A 22,482-nucleotide genomic window follows, 5' to 3' on the forward strand; every position below is an offset into this window, starting at 1 on the left:
GCGATAGTAACAAAGCATGGCCTTGGTAAAGGTGAATCCTGACCGACGTGTGCAGTGTTCAGAACACTGATGCCGCCTTGGATTTGGCCAGGTAGCGCGCCGGCGAGTCCCCCAGGTTGCGGCGGAACACCGAGGTGAAGGCGCTGGAGCTGCTGAAACCCAGCTCTAACGCCACCTGGGTGATGGAGGCGCCGTGGCTGAGCCGGGCGGTGGCTTCGAGCAGGCAGACTTGCTGGCGCCAGGCCACGAACGTCATGCCGGTGCAGTCGTGGAAATGGCGAGTGAAGGTGCGGCGGCTCATGTTCGACCAATCGGCCATTTCGTCAAGGGAGACGGTTTGCGCAGGCGCGTCCAGGAAGCGCTGGCAAGCCTGGGCCAGACGCGGTTCGGCGGGCAATGGCGCACTGAGGGGCAATTCGGGCATGGTGCTTATTTCATCGATCAACAGCGTCAATATGCAGTGCTGCCGGACAGCGGAGGCTGGCGATGGTCCGATAGCCAGTGCCGCTTCCAGCAGATGCCTGAGCAGCGGCGACACGTCGAATACCTGGCAGCGGTCCTGCAGCCCTACCCGTTCCGCAGCTCTGTCGTCAAGGTAGGTATTGAGCATCACCACATCGCCACGCATATGCATTTCATGGGGCACACCGCCCGGCACCCAGATCGCCCGCTGCGGTGGCACCACCCAATTGCCGAGGTCGGTAAACATCCTCAAGGCACCGGTTGAGGCATAAGCGAACTGCCCGCGCGGGTGGGTATGGCGCGGGAATACGGTGCCGGACGCATAGTCGCGCAGTGTGACGACGGCTTCAGGGTCGCTGGTTTCAAATATCGGGATCATGGCCCGATCTTGTCAACATATGACCTGGGATAGCAAGCGGGCCATTTCCACGCGCCCTAGCATTCACGCCTTTGATCAACCTTGTTCAAAGGAACACCCATGCATAAGAAACATCTGGCCCTCGCCCTGCTGGTCACGCTGGTCTGGGGCTTGAACTTCCCCATCACCAAGCTGGGCCTGCGCTCAATCGACCCCTTTGTGCTAACCGGCATGCGCTTTGCCCTCGCCGCCGTGCCATTGGTATTTTTTATCAAGCGCCCCGCCGTGAGGTTCGGCTATGTGGCCGGCTATGGCGTTATCTTCGGGTTGGGCATGTGGGGCGTCATCAACTATGGCATCCAGGTCGGCGTCAGCCCGGGGATCGCTTCGCTGATCATTCAGCTCAGTGTGTTTTTTACCCTCGGCTGGGGCTGCCTGTTGTTCAAGGAACACATCCGCCGTGCGCAGTGGGTCGGCGCGTTACTCGCCTTGATGGGCCTGGCGGGCATCATCTGCACCCAGGACGGCGAGCATGCGGTATTCGGTGTGCTGTTGATCGTGCTCAGTGCGTTGGCGTGGAGCATCGGCAACGTCATCATCAAGGCGTCAGGGGTGAAGGAAATTTTCTCGTTCATGGTGTGGGCCAGCCTGTTCCCGCCGATTCCGTTGTGCCTGATGGCCTGGTGGATGCACGGCAGCACCGCATTCGAGAACGTACCCGCCAGCCTCGACCTCACCGCCGTGACGTCGATCCTGTTCCAGGTTTACCTGGCGACGCACTTTGCCTACTGGGGCTGGAACTCGCTGCTCAAGGCCTATCCCGTTTCGACCGTGGCGCCGCTGTCGTTGTTGATCCCGGTATTCGGCATTGGCAGTTCGATGCTGATACTGGGCGAGCGCATTTCCACACCCCACCTGATCTTCATCACGCTCATCATCATCGGTTTAGCCGTGGGGCTTTACCGTAAGCCGATTGTGCAGGCTGATAGATAGTCATGGCAAAAAACCGGGATTTTGTTCGCGCATTCGGTCCACTAGCATTCGCCAAGTCTTGTACTGAACCGAGGAAACACCATGAGCACCCCCGAGTTTTTTGTCACCCCAGGTTATGGCGATTACATGCGCGAACACTTGCACTACTCGCAAGCGGTGAGAGTCGGCAACCGCGTGGAAACCTCAGGCCAAGGCGGCTGGGATGATGATTTTCAGATCCCCACCGACCTCGACGAAGAAATTGCCCAAGCCTTCCGTAACCTGGAGCGCACCCTGACCACCGCCGGCGCGGGTTGGGAGCATGTGATTCACATCAACTCCTACCACGTCGGCGGGTTCCCACCGCAGGTCAACGAGGCGATGGTCAAGCACTACCGCCGCTTGATGCCCGACCATGCACCGATCTGGACACAAATCGGCGTCGAGGCCCTGGGTTTGCCGACCATGCGCGTGGAGATTCGCGTAACCGCGATTATTCCCTAATCCCGAACGTGCGGATGACCCACTCGGTAAACACCTTGAGCCGCGCGCTCTGATGGCGATTGGGTGGGTAAAGGATATGCAGCGGCGTGGCCGGGCGTGACCAGTGCGGCAACACGCGGATCAGTTGGCCGGTGTCGAGGTAGTACTGCACGATAGAGGTGAAGTGCTGCCCTACGCCAAGGCCTGCGAGCAGCATTTCCTTGAGGCCATTGCCTTCATTGGTCGAAAAGGCACAGTCGTTGACCTCGATACGCTGCCCAGCCGTCTCGAAAATCAGCGGTTCCGGCTTGCCCGAGCCGGTAAAGAAATAGCCGACTTTGAGGTGGTTGTTCTGCAGGTCCTCCGGCGACTGCGGCACACCCCTGCGGTCCAAGTAACTGGGCGCTGCGCAAGTCAGGTACTCAAGGTCGGCCACCTTGCGCCCGATCATCGCCATGTCATCCAGCTTGCCGGCTCGAATCACACAATCAACGCCCTCCCCGACGATGTTGACCGCACGGTCGCTGATGCCTAAGGCGATGGTGATATCGGGATACTCGCGATGAAAATCCACCAGCGCCGGTATCAACAGGCAATTGGCAAACGAGGCCGGCGCATCCACCCGCAAATGCCCACCGGGCTTGAGGACTTGCCCGCGTGCGGCGCTGTCCACTTCATCCAGCTCAGCCACCAGCCGCCGCGCATGGCGGTAATACTCCAGCCCCTCAAGCGTTGGCGCCAAGGCGCGGGTGGTGCGGTGCATCAGCTTGATGCCCAGGTGCTTTTCAAGGTCGGTGATCAGCTTGCTGACCGTGGAACGCGGCAGCGCCAGTTGGTCGGACGCACGGCTGAACGAACCGGTATCGACAACACGGACAAAGGCGCGCATGGCGAGGAGTTGGTTCATATGAGTGGCCCAATGCACCTTATTAAGCGAAGTTGTCGATCTTGACCCGGCCACCCGGAAACGTCGCGATGATTTCCAGTTCGCCGCCCATGGCCCGGATGTAGTCGCGCAATGTGCTGATGTACATGTCGGTGCGGCGCTCCATCTTGGAAACCGCCGCCTGGTTGATATTCAATGCCTTGGCCAGGCGCTCCTGGCTCAATTGTTGAGCCTTGCGCAGTTCGTGCAGCGGCATTTCTTTAAGAGGTTGGCGGAACAGCTGCTCGGCCTCAGCACGCGCTTCGAGCGTCATGCGCGCTTGAAATTCAGCGAATTTTTTAGCCATGGTGACGGCCCTGAATTTAGGTTGCCGGAAACAGGAATATTCCTTTAAAGGAATTATTTCAATAATCTTTTATTCCCTCATTTTCCAGATTGGAATGCCACCCGTGGCGAGCGGGCGTGCCCTAATGCCGTTCAGTTAAGCGAACGCAATGCCCAAAGCAGCGAAGATTAAATGTGGGATCTGCGCTCAACTGAACGGCATTAGGGCGTGCCCCCTCGCCACAAAGGGCGCGGCTCTTTCATATCCTTAAGTCGCGGCATTGCAGCCCAGTAACAATCACTGCAAAAAAAACCGCCCTTTCGGGCGGTTAAAGGTGCTCGGCTTTGATCAGAAACCGAGAGAGAAGCTGATGGTCATCGCGTGATCCTTGTCGTTGCGCGAACGTTGCCCCGAATAGCCCAGGCCCAACAGTGCCAGGTCGAGGGTGCCGGAGTTGTTCAAGCCTTTCATCCATGAATGCGCAGAAGCCCAACTCTATTAACCCACACGCATCAAACTCGAAATACCTGACCGTGGCGACAACAGATCCAGTGTGTCGAAACGGTAGTAGACCTACAGAAAAGTCATTGAATTAAATGGTATTAATACTTTCGTAAACGCCCGACAAGAATGGGATTTCAGCCAACATACATTGACTGTCGCGGCAGAAACACACGTTTCAAAATGTGAAAAAGCGCTCTAATAGCGCCCTGTCGATTCGCTTTAAAGAGCCTGGAGTTCGCAATGCCCCATGAAGGCAACCTGTTACAAGCAGCCGTGGTGTTCCTGCTCGCCGCCGTGCTGACCGTGCCGTTGGCCAAGCGTCTGCAACTGGGCGCGGTGCTGGGTTATCTGTTCGCCGGTGTGATCATCGGCCCCTCGGTATTGGGCCTGATCGGCAACCCGCAAAGCGTCGCGCAATTTTCGGAATTGGGGGTGGTGTTGCTGTTGTTCATCATCGGCCTGGAGCTGTCGCCCAAACGGTTGTGGGTGATGCGCAAGGCGGTGTTCGGCGTTGGCCTGGCCCAGGTGTTGCTCACGGGCGTGGTGATGGGTGTCGTCGCGCTGTGGCTGTTCGGCCAAACGTGGAACAGCGCAATTGTGCTGGGCCTTGGCCTGGCGCTGTCCTCCACCGCGTTCGGCCTGCAAAGCCTGGCCGAGCGCAAGGAACTGAACCAGCCCCATGGACGCCTGGCGTTTGCGATTCTGCTGTTCCAGGACATTGCCGCGATCCCGCTGATCGCGATGGTGCCGCTGCTGGCCGGCAGCGATCACCCGACCACCGAAGCCCAAGGTCTGCAGCATGTGTTGCAGATCCTCGGCAGCATCGCTGTGGTGATCATCGGCGGGCGCTACCTGTTGCGCCCGGTGTTTCGCATCGTCGCCAAGACCGGCTTGCGTGAAGTGTCCACCGCCACCGCACTGCTGGTGGTGATCGGCACCGCTTGGCTGATGGAACTGGTGGGCGTGTCGATGGCCCTGGGCGCGTTCCTCGCCGGGCTGCTGCTAGCGGACTCGGAATACCGCCACGAACTCGAATCCCAGATCGAACCCTTCAAGGGCCTGCTGCTCGGCCTGTTTTTTATCAGTGTGGGCATGGGCGCCAACCTCAGCCTGCTGCTCAGCTCGCCGCTGGTGGTGATCGGCCTGACCCTGCTGTTGATTGGCTTAAAGCTGCCGCTGCTGTACGCGGTCGGCCGGCTGGTGGGCGACCTGAATCGCGAAAGCGCGCTGCGCCTGGGCGTGGTGCTGGCAGCTGGCGGTGAATTCGCCTTCGTGGTGTTCAAGATCGGCCGCGACCAAGGCCTGTTCGAACCGCACCTTTACGATGTGCTGGTGCTGACCATCACCCTGTCGATGGCCGTGACGCCGCTGCTGTTGTTGGTCTGCACAAAGCTGTTCAAGTCCAAGGCCAAACCGGTGGAGGTGCCCGAGGAATACCGCGCCATCGAAAGCGATGCGCCACGCGTGGTGATTGCCGGCATGGGCCGTATGGGCCAGATCGTGGCGCGGATCCTGCGCGCGCAAAATATCTCGTTCATCGCCCTCGACACCTCGGTGGAAACCATTGAACTGACCCGCAGTTTCGGCGGCATGCCGGTGTTCTACGGCGACCCGCAGCGCCCGGAAATCCTTCACGCGGCCAAGGTCGATCAGGCTGAATTCTTCGTGATTGCCATGGACGATCCGCAGATCAATATCAAGACCGCCGAAATGGTACGCAGCCTCTACCCGCACATGAAAATCATCGCCCGTGCCCGTAACCGCCAGCACGTGCACCGCCTGGTGGACCTGGACGCCTCACCGGTGCGCGAGACCTTTTACTCCAGCCTGGAAATGAGCCGCCGTACCTTGGTCGGCCTCGGTTTGAGCCAAGCCCAGGCGGATGCACGCATCTCCCGTTTCAAAAACCACGACCTGCAATTGCTGGCCGCGCAACACGCGGTGTACGACGATGCGGCCAAGGTGATGCAAACCGCCCAGGAAGCCCGTACCGAACTGGCGCGGCTGTTTGAGATGGACCGGCTTGAGGAAGAGTCCGACAAAGCGTGAGGGTGCGAATGAACGATATTGCGAAATCTCTGACAGAATACTCCGCAATTTCGTTCATCTCCTGGAGCGCTTCATGGCCACCTTCACCAAGACCGCCGTCCTGCTGGCCCTCGCGCTCACCGCCGGCAGCGTGTTCGCAGCCAGCACGCAAACCATCTCGACCCTGGGCGGCAAGTTCACCTTCAACTTGCCCAAGGCCTACATCGCCGACACCCTGCCAACCGGCAAGGTTGAGGATGGCACTGCCGACACCCAGGGCACGCTGTACGCCAACGCGGCCAGCAAAAGTGTGGTGATCGTCGCCGAAACCGTGCGCAACGATGGGGCCACGATCAAGGATAACGACCCGCAGTTTCTGGATGGCGCCGTGGCTGGTTTCGTCAAAGACCAGAGCGCCGCCCTGCCCGACTTCAAGAAGCAGAACGAGAAGAAACTCACCTTTAAGGGCCTAGGACTTCGCCAGGTCGACAGCACCGCCACCCAGGGCGGTGGCAAGACCTTGAACTCCACGTTCCTCGGTGGCTCAGGCAAGCACTTGCTGGTGATCCAGGCGATTTCCCGGGCGGATGATGTGAAGGGGCATGCGGAGTTGGTGAAGCAGATTACTGGCGGCAAGTAAGCTGATCTCGCTGACAAATGTGGATGAGTACTGGGGTTGTTGTGCCCCACCACTCGGCACCGAGTGGTGGGGCAAAGACCTTTTGGGTACTTTTGGCTGGGCCGGCATTCCGCGCGTTTGCCAAAAGTGGCCCGCTGTAAGAGCGCAACCCTAGTTAGCCGTTACCGCAGCAACGGATATGTACTCAACCAACCAACAAAACATGGAACTTTGCCAACAAATAACCGCCTGAATCCGGTACGCTCACCCTTTTTATTCAAGGAGTTATTCCCCATGGCCAAAGCTACCGCCCGTCACATCCTCGTTTCCACTGAAGACAAGTGCAACGAACTCAAAGCCCAGATCGAAGGCGGCGCCGATTTCGCAGAAGTCGCCAAAGCCAACTCCAGCTGCCCTTCCAGCCGCCAAGGCGGTGACCTCGGTTCGTTCGGCCCAGGCCAAATGGTCAAAGAATTCGACACCGTCGTCTTCAGCGCCCCGGTCAACACCGTGCAAGGCCCAGTGAAAACCCAGTTCGGCTACCACCTGCTGGAAGTCACCAGCCGCCAGGACTGATCCAGTCCGTGCTAATGCTATAAACAACGGCCCGCCTTATGGTGGGCCGTTGTGCATGTGATGACTGGCAACGTTGAAGCCGTTAACGTACAAAAACCTATTCTTCACCCGGCACTCAAGGCTGACAATGCGATTGGCTTTTTCCACAGCACTCCTTAGCTCTGCCCTGGCCCTGCTGCTGGCCAGCACCGCCGTGATCGCGGCCCCGCAGACCTACCTCACGGTCTACGGCGAACCGGCCAAGTACCCCGCCGGCTTCACCCATTTCGACTACGCCAACCCCAACGCCCCCAAAGGCGGCAGCCTCAAGCGCTCAGCCCTTGAGATCGGGCGCTTCGACCACGTGCTGCCGTACATCGACAAAGGCATCGGCGTCTCCCAGGTCGACGGCTGGCTGTACGCCCCGCTGGCCCAACGCTCCCTGGATGAACCGTACACCGTCTACGGCTTGGTCGCCGAAAAGATGGAACGCGCCGACGATGGCCTGTCGCTGCGCTTCTACCTCAACCCCAAGGCGCGCTTCGCCGACGGCACACCGATCACCGCCGAAGACGTGCGCTACAGCTTCGACCTGCTGATGACCCAAGGCAGCCTGCGTTTCCGTACCCTGTTCGCCGACGTCAAACACGTCGAAGTCGAAGGCGAGCGCCAGGTGCGCTTTGATTTCTCCAGCAATGAAAACCGCACCCTGCCCCTGGATATCGCCACCCTGCCGGTGTTCCCCGAGCACTGGTGGAAAACCCGCGACTTCTCCAACGGTGGCGGCTACGAAGCCCCACTGGGCAGCGGCCCGTACAAGGTCAGCAAGATCGACTCCGGCGCCACCATCACCTTCACCCGCAACCCGGACTGGTGGGGCAAGGACTTGCCCGTCAGCCGTGGCCTGTACAACTTTGATCACCTGAGCCTGGAGTACTTCGGCGACACCGAAGTGGCCCGCCAGGTGCTGCGTGGCGGTGCCTACGACTTCAACCGGGAGTTCTCCGCCACCGGTTATTCCATCGGCTACAACGGCCCGGCCCTCGACGATGGCCGCCTGCAACGCGCGCACTTGGCCAAAGAGATGCCGCAACCGGCCCAGGGCTACGTGTTCAACGTGCAAAAGCCGATGTTCAAGGACCGCCGCGTGCGCGAGGCCCTGGCGATGCTGTGGGACTTCGAATGGGCCAACCGGCAGATGATGCGCAACCTGTACATCCGCCAGCAGAGCTATTTCTCCAACAGCCCACTGGCGGCGAGCCAGTTGCCGACCCCAGAGGAGCTGGCGATTCTTGAGCCCTTGCGCGGGCAGATTCCCGACGAAGTGTTCACCCAAGTGTTCAAGGCCCCCGTCACCGACGGCAGTGGCATGATCCGCGACAAGCAGCTGCAAGCCCTGGCCTTGCTGGAGGACGCGGGCTGGAAGCCGCAAGGTGACAAGCTGGTCAACGCCGAAGGCGAGCCGCTTGAGTTCACCTTCCTCAATACACAAAACGGCCTGGAACGCTTGCTACTCCCGTACAAACGCAACCTGGCGCAGATCGGCATCACCCTGAATATTCGCCGCATCGACTCCTCCCAGTACGTCAACCGGCTGATGACCCGCGACTACGACATGATCGTCACCGGCTTCCCGGTCACCACCTCGCCGGGCATGGAGCTGTACAACTATTTCGGCTCCGCCGCCGCGTTTGATTCGGGCGCCAACAACTACATGGTGCTCAAGGACCCGGCCGTCGACACGTTGATCAAGGGCCTGGTCAAGGCCAACACCCAGGCGCAGATGCTCACCTACGCCCACGCCCTGGACCGCGTGCTGCAATGGAACTACCTGTGGATTCCCAACTACTACCCGCCCGGCACCTCCGCCGCGTGGTGGAACCGCTTCGGCCGCCCGGCCATCGAGGCGAAGAACGACGAAGCCTTGGAAACCTGGTGGGAAATCAGCCCCACGCCACTGACGAATGAACAAATGAACGCCGAGTTGAAAAAACGCGCAGGTGCCCGCTGATGTTTGCCTATATCGTGCGGCGCCTGCTGCTGATTATCCCGACGCTGGTGATCATCCTGCTGGTTAACTTTGTGATCGTCCAAGCCGCGCCTGGCGGCCCGGTGGAGCAAGCCATTGCGCACTTGCAAGGCATCGGCGGCGGTGCCGTCGGTGGCTCATCCGGCGAGGGCATCAGCAGCGGCTCACGGGCCAGCCGCGGCCTGGACCCGAAGTTGATCAAGGACATCGAAAAACAATACGGCTTCGACAAGCCCGCCCCGGAACGCCTGTGGCTGATGCTCAAGAGCTATGCGCAGCTGGATTTCGGCAACAGTTTCTTTCGCGGCGCGACCGTGACTGACCTGATCCTGGAAAAGATGCCGGTGACTATTTCCCTCGGCTTATGGGCCACGTTGATCACCTACCTTGTGTCGATCCCGCTGGGGATTCGCAAGGCAGTACGCCATGGCAGCAGCTTTGATGTGTGGAGCAGCACCGCCATCGTCATCGGCTACGCGATGCCGGCGTTCCTGTTCGCGATGTTCCTGATTGTGGTGTTCGCCGGTGGCACCTCGCTCAACTGGTTCCCGGTACGCGGGCTGGTCTCGGAAAACTTCGAAGAGCTAAGCACCGTGGGCAAGATTGCCGACTATTTCTGGCACTTGGTGCTACCGGTTACCGCGCTGGTTATCGGCGGGTTTGCGACCTTGACCATCCTTACCAAAAACTCGTTCTTGAATGAAATCACCCGCCAATACGTGGTAACGGCCCGCGCCAAGGGCTTGAGCGAACGGCGCGTGCTCTACGGCCACGTGTTCCGCAACGCCATGCTGCTGGTGATCTCGGGGATTCCCCAGGCGTTTATCAGCGTGTTTTTCGCAGGGTCCCTGCTGATCGAGGTGATCTTCTCCCTCGATGGCCTGGGCCGCATGAGCTATGAAGCCGCCGTGTCCCGCGACTACCCGGTGGTGTTCGGCTCGCTGTTCATCTTCACCTTGTTTGGCCTGCTGATAAAACTCATCGGCGACCTCTGCTACACCTTGGTGGACCCGCGTATCGACTTCGCCGCGAGGAACGCCTGATGCTTAATTTGTCTCCGGTGGCGCGTCGGCGTTTCGAGCGGTTCAAGAAGAACCGTCGCGGGTGGTGGTCGCTGTGGTTGTTTATCGGCCTGTTTATCCTGACCCTGGGCGGCGAGTTGATCGCCAATGACAAGCCCTGGGTGCTCAGCTTCAAGAACGAGCTGTATTTCCCAGTGTTCAAGCGCTACACCGAGCAGCAGTTCGGCGGGCAGTTGCCGTTCCAGGCCGACTACCGCAGTGACTACGTGCAAAAGCTGATCAAGCAGGACGGCGGTTGGATGCTGTTCCCGCCGATCCCGTTCAGCGATGACACGCCCAACTACGAACTGAGCCGCCCTGCCCCCAGCCCGCCGTCGACGGTGAACTGGCTGGGCACCGATGATCAGTCGCGTGATGTGCTGGCGCGGGTGATCTTTGGCGCCCGCGTGTCGATTTTGTTTGCCCTGGCGTTAACGGCCATCAGCGCCGCCATCGGCATTGCCGCCGGCGCCTTGCAGGGTTACTACGGCGGCTGGGTGGACCTGCTCGGCCAGCGCATTCTGGAAGTGTGGTCCGGGCTGCCAGTGCTGTACTTGCTGATCATCCTCTCAGGGTTTGTCGAGCCGAACTTCTGGTGGCTGCTGGGGATCATGGCGCTGTTTTCCTGGCTGGCCCTGGTGGACGTGGTGCGCGCCGAGTTCCTGCGCGGGCGCAACCTGGAATACGTCAAGGCCGCGCGCGCCTTGGGCCTGGGCGACGGCAAGATCATTCGCCGGCATATCCTGCCGAATGCCATGACCGCGACGTTGAGCTACCTGCCGTTTATTTTGACCGGGGCAATTTCGACCTTGAGCGCCCTGGATTTCCTCGGTTTCGGCATGCCGGCGGGCAGTGCGTCACTCGGCGAACTGATCGCCCAGGGCAAGCAGAACCTGCAGGCGCCCTGGCTGGGCCTGACGGCGTTTTTCACCTTGGCGCTGATCTTGTCGCTGCTGGTCTTTATCGGCGAGGCATTACGTGATGCCTTCGACCCACGCTCATGAGTGACTGCCTATGAACCTCATTGAAATCCGCGACCTGAGTGTCGCCTTCAGCGGCCAGACCGTGGTGAGCAAGCTGTGCCTGGACCTGCGCCCCGGCGAATGCCTGGCGCTGGTGGGCGAGTCAGGCTCGGGCAAGTCGGTGACGGCCCACTCGATCCTGCAACTGCTGCCCGAAGCCGGCACGCAGACCACGGGCTCGGTGAAATATCGCGGCCAGGAGTTGATCGGCGCCTCGGCGGCCACCCTGCAAAAGCTGCGTGGCAACCGCATTGCGATGATCTTCCAGGAGCCGATGACTTCGCTCAACCCGCTGCACAGCATCGAAAAGCAGATCGGCGAAACCCTGCTGCTGCACAAGGGCCTGGGCGGCAAGGCGGCGCAGGCGCGCATCCTTGAACTGCTCGAATTGGTGGGCATCCAGAAACCCCTGGAGCGCCTCAAAGCCTATCCGCATCAGCTGTCCGGCGGGCAGCGCCAGCGGGTGATGATTGCCATGGCCCTGGCCTGCGAGCCGGAACTGTTAATCGCCGACGAACCCACCACCGCACTCGACGTGACGGTGCAGCGCAAGATCCTGCTGCTGCTCAAGTCCTTGCAACAGCGCCTGGGCATGTCGCTGCTGCTGATCAGCCATGACCTCAACCTGGTGCGCAGCATCGCGCAGCGCGTGTGCGTGATGCGCGCCGGTGAAATCGTCGAGCAGGCCGACTGCCAGACGCTGTTCAACGCACCGCAACACCCTTACAGCCGCCTGTTGCTGGATGCGGAACCGGCCGGCGATGCACTGTGCAGCGATGAGCGCGAAACGGTGTTGCAGGTCGATGACCTGACGGTGCAATTCCCCCTCAGCGGCGGGCTGTTTCAGCGCAAGACCTACCTGCGCGCGGTGGACGGTATCAGCCTCAGCGTGCAGCGCGGCAAGACCTTGGGGATTGTCGGCGAGTCCGGCTCGGGTAAATCGACCCTGGGCCAGGCGATTCTGCGTTTGCTCGATTCCACCGGCAGTATCCGCTTCCAGGGCGAGGCCCTCGACCCGCTCAACCACAAGCAAATGCGCCCGTGGCGCAAGCAGATGCAGGTGGTGTTCCAGGACCCTTACGGCAGCCTCAGCCCGCGCATGTCGGTGGAGCAGATCATCAGCGAAGGCCTGGAAGTGCACGCACCGTGCAGCCTGGCCGAGCGCGATGCGCAAGTGATGCAGGTGCTCAAGGACGTGGGCCTCGACCCCGCCAGCCGGCACCGTTACCCACACGAATTTTCCGGTGGCCAGCGCCAACGCATCGCCATCGCCCGCGCCCTGGTGCTTAAACCGGCGCTGATGCTGCTGGACGAACCCACTTCAGCCCTGGACCGCACGGTGCAGAAGCAGGTCGTGGCGTTGTTGCGTGAACTGCAAGAGAAGTACGGCCTGACTTACCTGTTTATCAGCCATGACCTGGCCGTGGTACGCGCCATGGCTCACGACATGATTGTGATCAAGGATGGCAAGGTGGTGGAGCGTGGCGCGAGTCATGAGGTATTTGAAGCGCCGCAGCACGCGTACACCAAAGAACTGCTGGCGGCTGCGCATATCCCCTTGTGAGATTGCTCCCACGCTCTGCGTGGGAACACAGCCAAGGACGCTCCGCGCCCCGCACGCCAAGTGACGCAGAGCGTCACGGGAGGCATTCCCACGCAGAGCGTGGGAACGATCACAGCGATCACAGGATTCGGCACGCATGAATAGCAACGAAAGCCTCAAGGACTACCAACAGGTTCGCGGCCTGGCCATCCAGTCGCTGTTCGAGATCATCGAGCAGTCCAGCGAAGGCACGGTGATCGTCGACCGCGACGCGAATATCGTGTGGATGAACGAGCGCTACGCCAAGCGTTTCGGCCTCAAAAGCGCCGACGAGGCCATCGGCCAGCCCTGCGAACAGGTGATTTCCAACAGCCTGTTGCGCCAGGTGGTGCGCAATGACCAGCCGATCTTGCTGGACATCCAGGACACGCCCAAAGGCCCGCTGGTGGTGATGCGCCTGCCAATTCACGACGATGCCGGCGCGGTGATCGGTGCGATTGGCTTTGCGCTGTTCGACGAGCTGCGCAACCTGTCGCCGCTGATCGAGCGCTACCTGAGCATGCAGCAGGAGCTGGCGTCGACCCGCTCGCTGTTGCGCTCGCGCCAGAGCAAATACAACTTCGCGCACTTTATCGGCACCAGCGCGGCCAGCCTGGAAGTCAAACGCCGGGCGCGGCGCAGTGCGAGCGCTGAGTCGCCAGTGTTGCTGCTCGGCGAAACCGGCACCGGCAAGGAGCTGCTGGCCCAGGCGATTCACGGCGCATCACCGCGTGCGCACAAAGCCTTCGTCAGCATCAACAGCGCGGCGATTCCCGGTGACCTGCTCGAAGCCGAGTTCTTCGGCACCGCGCCGGGCGCGTTTACCGGCGCCGACCGCAAAGGCCGCCCCGGCAAATTGCAGATCGCCCAGGGCGGCACGCTGTTCCTTGATGAAATCGGCGACATGCCGCTGCCGCTGCAAAGCAAACTGCTGCGGGTGTTGCAGGAAAAGGAATACGAGCCAGTGGGCTCCAATGAAATGCGGCACAGCGATGTACGGGTGATTGCCGCCACGTCCATGGACCTGGAGGCGGCGATCAAGCGCGGCGAGTTCCGCGCGGATTTGTATTACCGGCTGAATGTACTGCCGATCCAGGTGCCGCCGTTGCGTGAGCGGCTGGATGACATTCCGGCGTTGAGTGAGGCGATTCTGGAAGAGTTGCGCAGCCAGCATGAACTGGACCGCGAGGCACTGGCGCTGTTGGCGCAGCATGCGTGGCCGGGAAATATCCGCGAGCTGCGCAATGTGCTGGAGCGCGCGGCGTTGCTGAGTGATGACTTGGTGCTGGATGCGGGGGAGATTCGCGCCGCGATTGGCACGTTCAGCCCGGTGGCGCGTGGCGCGGTGGAAACGGTCGAGGGCGAGACGTTTGCGGCGGCGCGGGAGCGCTTTGATCGGCAGGTGATTGGGGCGGCTTTGGCGGCGTGTGAAGGCAACGTAGTAGGGGCAGCCAAGCGCCTGGGGCTGGGGCGGTCGACGCTGTACAAAAAAATGGTCGCCCTTGGCATTACCTAGTCTCTATATCGGGACGAGAATCTACAAATGTAGATATTCTAATGTGGGAGCTGGCTTGTCGGATCGCCGCACCGCTGCGATGCAGGCACCTCGGTCCATCAGGTACACCGAGTTGATGCCATCGCAGGCAAGCCAGCTCCCACATTTGATTGAGTTTCAACTTCCACTATCAGGTCGGCTGTCAGGCCGCCTCGGCTTTGCTTTTGATTTAACCACTCAGGTCGGCTACTAGGCCGCCGTGCTTTTGATCTTGATCTTGATCTTGATCTTGATCTTGATCTGAGGCGCCCCGTTAAACCACGCTGGCCGAACGCAGGCTTTGGAGCGTGGGTAAACCGGCAGGACGCCGGTTTAGCCGCGATGGGCCAAGGATGGCCCATGGCGGCGGCCCACGGTCCAAAGCCTGCGTGAGGGCACACCGAGCCTAAGCGAGGTGCCGAGTGGTGGGGCAAGAGCCCTTTTGGTTACTTTTGGGGCTCTTTTCCAAAAGTGACCCGCTGTAAGAGCGGAACCAATAGCAGCCGTTACCCAAATAACGGATATGTACCCAGCGCCCCCGCGACAACCAAAGAATCCAACCCATAAAAAGATGTGTAGATACCTATGGCCATCGCAGACAAGCCAGCCCCCACATTGAATATTCACCTGTCTCAAAATAGAGACAAAATTCAAAAACGCAGCTTAAAGTAAAAACAATATCCTTATATTTCAACACGTTAATGTGTTGGCACACATCTAGCTATAGCTCCTCTCCAAAGCACCACCCCACAAAAATAACAATTCGATCTGGAGACACACCATGAGTGTGATCATTGCCCTGGCAGCCCTCGCGCTGCTGATGCTGGCCGCCTACCGTGGCTACAGCGTTATCCTGTTTGCCCCCATCGCCGCCCTCGGCGCCGTCCTGCTCACCGACCCGTCCGCCGTCGCCCCTGCGTTTACCGGGGTGTTCATGGAAAAAATGGTCGGGTTCATCAAACTGTATTTCCCGGTATTCCTGCTCGGCGCGGTGTTCGGCAAGCTGATCGAACTGTCGGGCTTCTCGCGCGCCATCGTCGCCGCCGCGATCCGTTTGCTCGGCACGCGCCAGGCGATGCTGGTGATCGTGCTGGTTTGCGCCCTGCTTACCTACGGCGGCGTCTCGCTGTTTGTGGTGGTGTTTGCGGTGTACCCGTTTGCGGCGGAGATGTTCCGTCAGAGCAATATCCCCAAGCGCCTGATCCCGGCGACCATCGCCCTCGGCGCGTTCTCGTTCACCATGGACGCCCTGCCCGGCACGCCGCAGATCCAGAACATCATCCCCAGCACCTTCTTCAACACCACCGCGTGGGCCGCGCCGTGGCTGGGCTTGATCGGCACGATCTTCGTGTTCTGTGCCGGCATGCTCTACCTGGCGCGCCAGCGCAACAAGGCCCAGCGTGCCGGTGAAGGCTACGGCACCGAGCTGCGCAACGAGCCGGAAACTGCTGAAAATATCGCCCTGCCTAACCCGTGGATCGCACTGTCGCCGCTGCTGCTGGTGGGCGTGATGAACCTGCTGTTCACCCACTGGATCCCACAGTGGTACGGCAAGACCCACAGCCTCAGCCTACCGGGCATGAGCGCGCCGGTGACCACCGAAATCGCCAAGCTCACAGCGATCTGGGCGGTGCAGGCGGCGTTACTGGTCGGCATCGTGATGGTGTTGGTATTCGGCTGGTCGGCAATTCGCAGCAAGCTCGCCGAAGGCAGTAAAAGCGCGGTGAGCGGTGCGCTGCTGGCGGCGATGAACACCGCGTCGGAATACGGCTTTGGCGCGGTGATCGCCTCGTTGCCGGGCTTTCTGGTGCTGGCGGACTGGCTCAAGGGCATCCCCAACCCGCTGGTCAACGAAGCGATTACCGTGACCTTGCTGGCCGGCATCACCGGTTCCGCCTCCGGCGGCATGAGCATTGCCCTGGCGGCGATGTCCGAGAGCTTTATTTCGGCGGCCCATGCGGCCAATATCCCCCTTGAAGTGCTGCACCGGGTCGCGGCCATGGCCAGCGGCGGCATGGACACCCTGCCTCACAACGGCGCGGTGATCACGCTGCTGGCGGTGACCGGGCTGACCCACCGCGAAGCCTACAAGGACATTTTCGGCATCACGATTATCAAGACCCTTGCGGTGTTCGTGGTGATCGGTACTTTCTACGCCACCGGCATTGTGTGAGGTTTTCATGACGACTTTGAACGGCAAGACCGCCCTGGTTACCGGCTCCACCAGCGGCATCGGTTTGGGCATCGCGCTGAGCCTGGCCAAGGCCGGCGCCAACCTGATCCTCAACGGCTTTGGCGACGCCAGCGCGGTGATCGCCCAGGTGCAGGCGTTCGGCGGCAAGGTCGGCCACCACCCGGCCGACGTCAGCGACCCGGCACAGATCGCCGACATGATCGCCTACGCCGAGCGTGAGTTCGGCGGCGTGGACATTCTGGTCAACAACGCCGGCATCCAGCATGTGTCGGCGGTGGAAGACTTCCCGGCCGAACGCTGGGACTCGATTATCGCGATCAACCTGTCTTCGGTGTTCCACAGCACGCGCTTGAGTTTGCCAGGCATGAAGGCCAAGGGCTGGGGGCGCATCGTCAACATCGCCTCCGTGCATGGCCTGGTCGGTTCGGTGGGCAAGGCCGCATATGTGGCGGCTAAGCATGGGGTGATCGGTTTGACCAAGGTGGTGGGCCTGGAAACCGCCACCAGTAACGTCACCTGCAACGCCATCTGCCCGGGCTGGGTGCTGACGCCGTTGGTGCAAAAGCAGATTGATGACCGCGCAGCCAAAGGCGTCGGCCCGCAGCAGGCGCAGCATGATTTGCTCTCGGAGAAACAGCCGTCGCTGGAGTTTGTGACGCCGCCGCAGCTGGGTGAGTTAGTGTTGTTTTTGTGCAGTGAGGCGGGCGCCCAGGTGCGTGGTGCCGCGTGGAACATCGACGGCGGCTGGCTGGCCCAATAAAAACAGACACTGAAGATCAAATGTGGGCGCTGGGTCAGCTGGCTCATGCATGACTGATACACCGCTATCGCAGGCAAGCCAGCTCCCACAGGTTGGCGCTGTGTTGTTGGGTAGATTGATACAAGAACAAGAGACTTTGCTGATGTCCGAAATCCTCTGGCAACCCTCCCCCGAACGTATTCGCAACACGCGCATGGACCAGTTCCGGCGCTTTATCAATGAGCGTCACGGCCTGCAACTGCCCGACTACCCTGCCCTGCACCAGTGGAGCATCGACCAGCGCCCCTACTTTTGGCAGGCCATCGTCGCGTTCTTCGACGTAGCGTTTCGCAGCCCGCCCACCACGACGTTGATCGAAGACACTGAGATGCCCAACGCCCAGTGGTTCCCCGGCGCCACCCTGAACTTTGCCGAACACCTGCTGCGCCGACGCGACGATCACCCGGCGGTGGTCGCGATCAGCGAGGACGGCCAGCGCGAACAGCTGACCTACGCCGAACTGGCCGAACACGTCGCCGGCCTGCAACACAGCCTGCGCGCGGCCGGTGTCGGCGTGGGCGACCGCGTAGCCGCGTGCATGCCCAACACCTGGCAAACCCTGGTGGGCATGCTCGCCACCACCAGCCTCGGGGCGATATGGTCGTGCTCGTCGCCGGACTTCGGCACCCAAGGCGTGGTCGATCGGTTTGGCCAGATCGAACCCAAGGTGTTGATCACCTGCGCGGGTTACCGCTATGCCGGCAAGGACATCGACCAGACGGCCAAACTGAATGAAATCCTCGAACGCCTGCCGTCCCTCGAACAGTTGATTATCGTGCCCTATGCGCGGCCGCAAGCGCGCGCCGAAGACTATCGGACCCCGGCCAAGGTCGCGCTGTGGCGTGATTTTTACCAACCCAACGGCGTGCCCGATTTCGTTGCGGTGCCGTTCGATCACCCGCTGTACATCCTCTATTCCAGCGGCACCACCGGCGTGCCCAAGTGCATCATCCACGGCACCGGCGGCGTGCTGCTCACCCACCTCAAGGAGCACGGCCTGCACGCCGATCTGTCGCGCGAGGACTGCCTGTTCTACTACACCACCTGCGGCTGGATGATGTGGAACTGGCTGGTGTCGGTGCTGGCCCTCGGCGCCACGGCGGTGCTGTATGACGGCTCACCGTTTCACCCAGGACCTGCGCGCTTGGTCGACCTGATCGACGCGGAAAAAATCAGCGTGTTCGGCACCAGCCCCAAGTTCCTCGCCACCCTGGAGAACGCCGGGCTGCAACCACGCTTGAGCCACGACCTGAGCAGCCTCAAGGGCCTGATCTCGACGGGCTCGCCGCTATCGCCGCAAAGCTATGACTACGTGTACCGCGAAATCAAGGGCGAGCTGTGCCTGTCGTCGATGTCCGGCGGCACCGATATCGTCTCCTGTTTTGTGATCGGCAACCCGGTGCTGCCGGTGCGCCGTGGTGAGATGCAATGCAAGAGCCTGGCGATGGCCATCGAAGTGTGGGACGACCAGGGCAAGCCGCTGATCGGCGAAAAAGGCGAGTTGGTGTGCACCCGGCACTTTCCGGCCATGCCGATTGGCCTGTGGAATGACCCGCAGCAGAAAAAACTGCGCGCCTCGTATTTCAGCCAGTTTCCCGGGGTGTGGGCCCAGGGCGACTACGCCGAGCAGCGCCCGAATGGCAGCCTGCTCATCCACGGCCGCTCTGACGCGGTGCTTAACCCCGGCGGCGTGCGCATCGGCACAGCGGAGATTTATCGCCAGGTGGAAAAGGTCCCGCAGGTGCTGGAAAGCCTGGCCATCGGCCAACGCTGGCAGGACGATGTGCGCGTGGTGCTGTTTGTGCGCCTCAATGACGGCGTCGAACTCGATGAGGCCCTGCAGCAGCAGATTCGCCAGGTGATCCGCGCCAACACCACGCCGCGCCACGTGCCGGCGAAGATCCTCGCTGTCAGCGATATCCCGCGCACCCTCAGCGGCAAGATCGTCGAACTCGCGGTGCGTAACGTGGTGCATGGCGAGCCGGTGAAGAACACCGATGCCCTGGCAAACCCGCAGGCCTTGGAGCAATTTCGCCATCGCCCCGAGCTGGCTGAAGGATGAAAGGTTTCAGCGCAAAAGCACTCATTTGAAGACAAAGCCCCAATGCATGCTATTTTTCGAGGGGTAGTCAGCCGTTCCCGACTCGCGGGATAATCGGCTTTTGTGGTTTTTCAAAGTGTTATGCGTAGGGTTTTTTCATGAACGCAACATCCACCGGTAGCGAAGCTGCTGCATTGATTGCACGGCTGGACTGGGCGCAAAGCCCCCTCGGTGCGGCCAATGATTGGCCACAAAGCCTGCGCACAGCGGTGGATATCGTCGTCAACTCACCGATGCCGATGCTGCTGCTGTGGGGCGGCCAACTCACCCAGCTGTACAACGACAGTTTTGCCCGACTCGCAGGCAACAAGCACCCCGGCGCCATGGGCCAGCCGGCCCACGAGACCTGGCCGGAACTGGCGAGCTTCACCGAGCCGGTCTACGACGCGGTGCTGAGCGGCCAGGTGCGCAGCTTCAGCGAACAGCGTTTCGTGCTGCAACGCCACCATCGCGACACTGAAATCTGGCTCGACCTCACCTACAGCCCGGTCCGTGATGAAAGCGGCGCGGTCGCCGGCATCCTGGTCACCGCCATCGAAACCAACGAACGCCGCAGCAAAGCCTTGGAGCTGCAACAGCGCTCCGAAGACAGCCTCAAGGCCCAGCACAACTCCGAGCAACGCCTGCAACTGGCACTCGCGGCGACCGATGCGGTCGGCACCTGGGATTGGGACATCGGCGAAGACCGTTTTGTCGCCGACGCCCACTTCGCCTACCTGCACGGCGTTGACCCGAGTGATGCCGACCTCTTGCCGATCAGCGACTACCTGCACGGCGTGCACCCCGAAGACCGTGGCATGGTGGCGCGCAGCATCAAGCACTGCATCACCTTCGGCACCGAGTACGCCGAGGAGTACCGCCTGTTGCAAGCCGACGGCCAAGTGCGCTGGGTGTTTGCCCGTGGCCGTTGCTACAAGGATCACCAAGGCCGCCCGGCGCGTTTTTTAGGCGCGGCGCTGGACCTGACCGAACGCAAACACACTGAACAGGCCCTGCGCCAAAGCCAGACCGAGCTGCAGCTGATCATCAACGCCATGCCGGTGCTGATCGGCTACGTCGACCATGAAGAACGCTTTCGCTTGAACAACAGCGCGTACCTGGAATGGTACGGCATGACGCCGCAGGAGTTGTACGGCAAGAGCATCCGCGAAATCATCGGCGACGAACTGTATGCCGGGCGCGAGGACAAGATCGCCGCCGCCCTGCGAGGCAAGGCGTGCAGCTTCATGACGGTTACGCCGCACCACGACGGTCGGCCGCGCCATGCGTTGATGAAGTACCTGCCGCGCTTCAGCAATGACGGCTCGGTGAACGGTTTCTACATCTTTGTCATCGATGAAACCGAACGCAAACTCACCGAAGAAGCGCTGCGCAACCTCAACGAAAACCTCGAAGAACGGGTGGCCCAGCGCACCCAGGCGCTGGCCGAGGCCAACCAGCGCCTGCAAAACGAGATGTTCGAACGCGAGCGTGCCGAAGATGCGCTGCGCCATGCGCAGAAGATGGAAGCGGTGGGCCAACTCACCGGCGGCATCGCCCATGACTTCAACAATATGCTCACCGGCATTATCGGCAGCCTCGACCTGATGCAGCGCTATATCGCCGCCGGGCGCAGTGACGAGATCGGCCGGTTTACCGACGCGGCGGTGTCCTCTGCCCACCGCGCGGCCGCCCTCACCCATCGGCTGCTGGCGTTCTCACGGCGCCAGTCGCTGGACCGGCGCCCGCTCGACCCAAACACGCTGGTGGCGTCCCTGGAAGACTTGTTCCGGCGCACCAAGGGCGCGCACATCGCGCTCAAGGTGGAACTAGGCAAAGATATCTGGCCGGTCAACACCGATGCCAGCCAGCTGGAAAACGCCCTGCTCAACCTGGTGATCAACGCGCGTGATGCAATGCCTGACGGCGGCGAATTGTTGATCGAAACCGCCAACAGTTACTTGGACGGCACCGACATCACCACGCTGGAACCGGTCAAGGCCGGCGATTACGTGATGCTCGGCGTGAGTGACAACGGCAGCGGCATGGCGCCAAAGATTCTGGCCAAGGCGTTTGACCCGTTCTTCACCACCAAGCCCATCGGCCAGGGCACCGGCCTGGGGCTGTCGATGATCTACGGCTTCGCCCAGCAGTCCGGGGGCCACGTGACCATTCAAAGCGAGCCCGGCCAAGGCACCTGCGTACGCCTGTACCTGCCGCGCCTGCATGGCACGGCCTTGGAGAGCAACCTGCCGCAACACCTGAGCGAAGCCCCGCTGGCGCTGGCCGGTGAGGCCGTGGTTGTCGTCGAGGATGACCCTGCGGTGCGCATGTTGGTGGTCAACGTGCTGGATGAATTGGGCTACACCGCGCACCAGGCAGCCGACGCACGCGCGGCGCTGCCGTTGCTGGAGTCGGATTTGCGCGTGGACTTGCTGGTCACCGACGTCGGCCTGCCGGGCATGAACGGCCGGCAACTGGCAGAAATCGCCCGCCAGCATCGGCCCGGCCTGCGCGTGTTGTTCATGACCGGTTACGCCGAAAAAGCCGCCGAGCGCCAAGGCTTCCTGGAAGACGGCATGGACATGGTCGCCAAGCCGTTTTCCATCGACTTGCTGGCGACAAAAATCCGCAGCATGATCAGCGTCAACGAGTGAGTTCAGGCATAATCGCGCGCCCTTACGTTTGACCGTTGCAAGGTAACAACATGAAAGCCCAAGCCCGTCACATCCTGGTGAAAACCAGCGAAGAAGCCGAACAGCTCAAGCAGCGCATTGCCAAGGGCGAAGCGTTTGATGTGCTGGCCAAAAAGTACTCGACCTGCCCGTCCGGCAAGCGCGGCGGTGACCTGGGTGAAGTGCGGCCGGGGCAGATGGTGGGGGCGATTGATGCGGTGATCTTCAAGAAGCCGGTGAAAGTGGTGCATGGGCCGATCAAGAGCAAGTTTGGGTACCACTTGGTGCAGGTGTTTTACCGCGACTGACCAGCG

19 protein-coding genes are annotated in these 22,482 nt (G+C 61.1%); 15 read left to right on the forward strand and 4 right to left on the reverse strand.

Going from position 1 to position 22,482, the window contains the following annotated elements:
• Positions 1-58: 58 nt before the first annotated feature.
• Positions 59-841, reverse strand: coding sequence for a helix-turn-helix transcriptional regulator (locus K0P33_RS18585; RefSeq protein WP_242150389.1), 783 nt, complete (start codon positions 839-841; stop codon positions 59-61).
• Positions 842-940: 99 nt separating this feature from the next.
• Between K0P33_RS18585 and K0P33_RS18590 the strand changes: the two genes are divergently transcribed.
• Both K0P33_RS18590 and K0P33_RS18595 read left to right on the forward strand, forming a co-directional pair.
• Positions 941-1,813 carry an EamA family transporter gene (locus K0P33_RS18590; protein WP_242150392.1) on the forward strand — a complete coding sequence of 291 codons (873 nt, stop codon included), beginning with the start codon at positions 941-943 and terminating at the stop codon, positions 1,811-1,813.
• Between the two features lie 81 nt (positions 1,814-1,894).
• Positions 1,895-2,296 (forward strand): RidA family protein, encoded by a 402-nt coding sequence (locus K0P33_RS18595; RefSeq protein ID WP_242150395.1) that lies wholly within the window; start codon positions 1,895-1,897, stop codon positions 2,294-2,296.
• On the opposite strand, the gene K0P33_RS18600 is transcribed toward K0P33_RS18595, so the two are convergent.
• From K0P33_RS18600 to K0P33_RS31350, 3 genes are all read right to left on the reverse strand, one after another.
• Positions 2,286-3,182, reverse strand: coding sequence for a LysR family transcriptional regulator (locus K0P33_RS18600; RefSeq protein WP_094952975.1), 897 nt, complete (start codon positions 3,180-3,182; stop codon positions 2,286-2,288). The genes K0P33_RS18595 and K0P33_RS18600 overlap by 11 nt on opposite strands.
• Before the next feature lie 22 nt (positions 3,183-3,204).
• Entirely contained in the window at positions 3,205-3,507 is a 303-nt protein-coding gene (locus K0P33_RS18605; RefSeq protein WP_242150398.1) for an XRE family transcriptional regulator, read from the reverse strand.
• Between the two features lie 327 nt (positions 3,508-3,834).
• The gene (locus K0P33_RS31350; RefSeq protein WP_277933781.1) at positions 3,835-3,957 is read right to left on the reverse strand and encodes a hypothetical protein; all 123 of its coding nucleotides are present in this window, start codon (positions 3,955-3,957) and stop codon (positions 3,835-3,837) included.
• A gap of 273 nt (positions 3,958-4,230) precedes the next feature.
• Between K0P33_RS31350 and K0P33_RS18610 the strand changes: the two genes are divergently transcribed.
• From K0P33_RS18610 to K0P33_RS18670, 13 genes are all read left to right on the forward strand, one after another.
• Positions 4,231-6,039 (forward strand): monovalent cation:proton antiporter-2 (CPA2) family protein, encoded by a 1,809-nt coding sequence (locus K0P33_RS18610; protein WP_094952977.1) that lies wholly within the window; start codon positions 4,231-4,233, stop codon positions 6,037-6,039.
• 73 nt (positions 6,040-6,112) lie between these two features.
• Positions 6,113-6,658, forward strand: coding sequence for a hypothetical protein (locus tag K0P33_RS18615; protein ID WP_242150401.1), 546 nt, complete (start codon positions 6,113-6,115; stop codon positions 6,656-6,658).
• A gap of 273 nt (positions 6,659-6,931) precedes the next feature.
• The gene (locus K0P33_RS18620; protein WP_003174386.1) at positions 6,932-7,213 is read left to right on the forward strand and encodes a peptidylprolyl isomerase; all 282 of its coding nucleotides are present in this window, start codon (positions 6,932-6,934) and stop codon (positions 7,211-7,213) included.
• A 127-nt stretch (positions 7,214-7,340) separates the two neighbouring features.
• Positions 7,341-9,203 (forward strand): extracellular solute-binding protein, encoded by a 1,863-nt coding sequence (locus K0P33_RS18625; protein ID WP_094952979.1) that lies wholly within the window; start codon positions 7,341-7,343, stop codon positions 9,201-9,203.
• Complete coding sequence (locus tag K0P33_RS18630) at positions 9,203-10,264, forward strand: microcin C ABC transporter permease YejB (protein ID WP_094952980.1); 1,062 nt, start codon at positions 9,203-9,205, stop codon at positions 10,262-10,264. Before K0P33_RS18625 ends, K0P33_RS18630 begins: the two co-directional genes overlap by 1 nt.
• On the forward strand, positions 10,264-11,286 hold the full coding sequence (locus K0P33_RS18635; protein ID WP_242150404.1) for an ABC transporter permease: 1,023 nt from the start codon (positions 10,264-10,266) through the stop codon (positions 11,284-11,286). The genes K0P33_RS18630 and K0P33_RS18635 overlap by 1 nt, the downstream gene beginning before the upstream one ends.
• A 10-nt stretch (positions 11,287-11,296) precedes the next feature.
• Positions 11,297-12,868, forward strand: coding sequence for an ABC transporter ATP-binding protein (locus K0P33_RS18640; RefSeq protein WP_094952982.1), 1,572 nt, complete (start codon positions 11,297-11,299; stop codon positions 12,866-12,868).
• Positions 12,869-13,004: 136 nt separating this feature from the next.
• Entirely contained in the window at positions 13,005-14,402 is a 1,398-nt protein-coding gene (locus tag K0P33_RS18645; protein ID WP_094952983.1) for a sigma 54-interacting transcriptional regulator, read from the forward strand.
• Positions 14,403-15,201: 799 nt separating this feature from the next.
• Positions 15,202-16,593, forward strand: a complete 1,392-nt coding sequence (locus tag K0P33_RS18650) for a GntP family permease (protein WP_094951624.1) — start codon at positions 15,202-15,204, stop codon at positions 16,591-16,593.
• 7 nt (positions 16,594-16,600) lie between these two features.
• Positions 16,601-17,374, forward strand: a complete 774-nt coding sequence (locus K0P33_RS18655; protein ID WP_094951625.1) for a 3-hydroxybutyrate dehydrogenase — start codon at positions 16,601-16,603, stop codon at positions 17,372-17,374.
• Between the two features lie 142 nt (positions 17,375-17,516).
• A complete protein-coding gene (locus K0P33_RS18660; RefSeq protein WP_094951626.1) occupies positions 17,517-19,475 on the forward strand; it encodes an acetoacetate--CoA ligase in 1,959 nt (652 codons plus the stop codon).
• A gap of 137 nt (positions 19,476-19,612) precedes the next feature.
• Positions 19,613-22,150, forward strand: coding sequence for a PAS domain-containing protein (locus K0P33_RS18665; RefSeq protein WP_242150407.1), 2,538 nt, complete (start codon positions 19,613-19,615; stop codon positions 22,148-22,150).
• Between the two features lie 50 nt (positions 22,151-22,200).
• Entirely contained in the window at positions 22,201-22,476 is a 276-nt protein-coding gene (locus K0P33_RS18670) for a peptidylprolyl isomerase (protein WP_003174397.1), read from the forward strand.
• Positions 22,477-22,482: the final 6 nt, after the last annotated feature.

Source organism: Pseudomonas sp. ArH3a (genome assembly GCF_022648765.1).
Lineage (GTDB): Bacteria > Pseudomonadota > Gammaproteobacteria > Pseudomonadales > Pseudomonadaceae > Aquipseudomonas.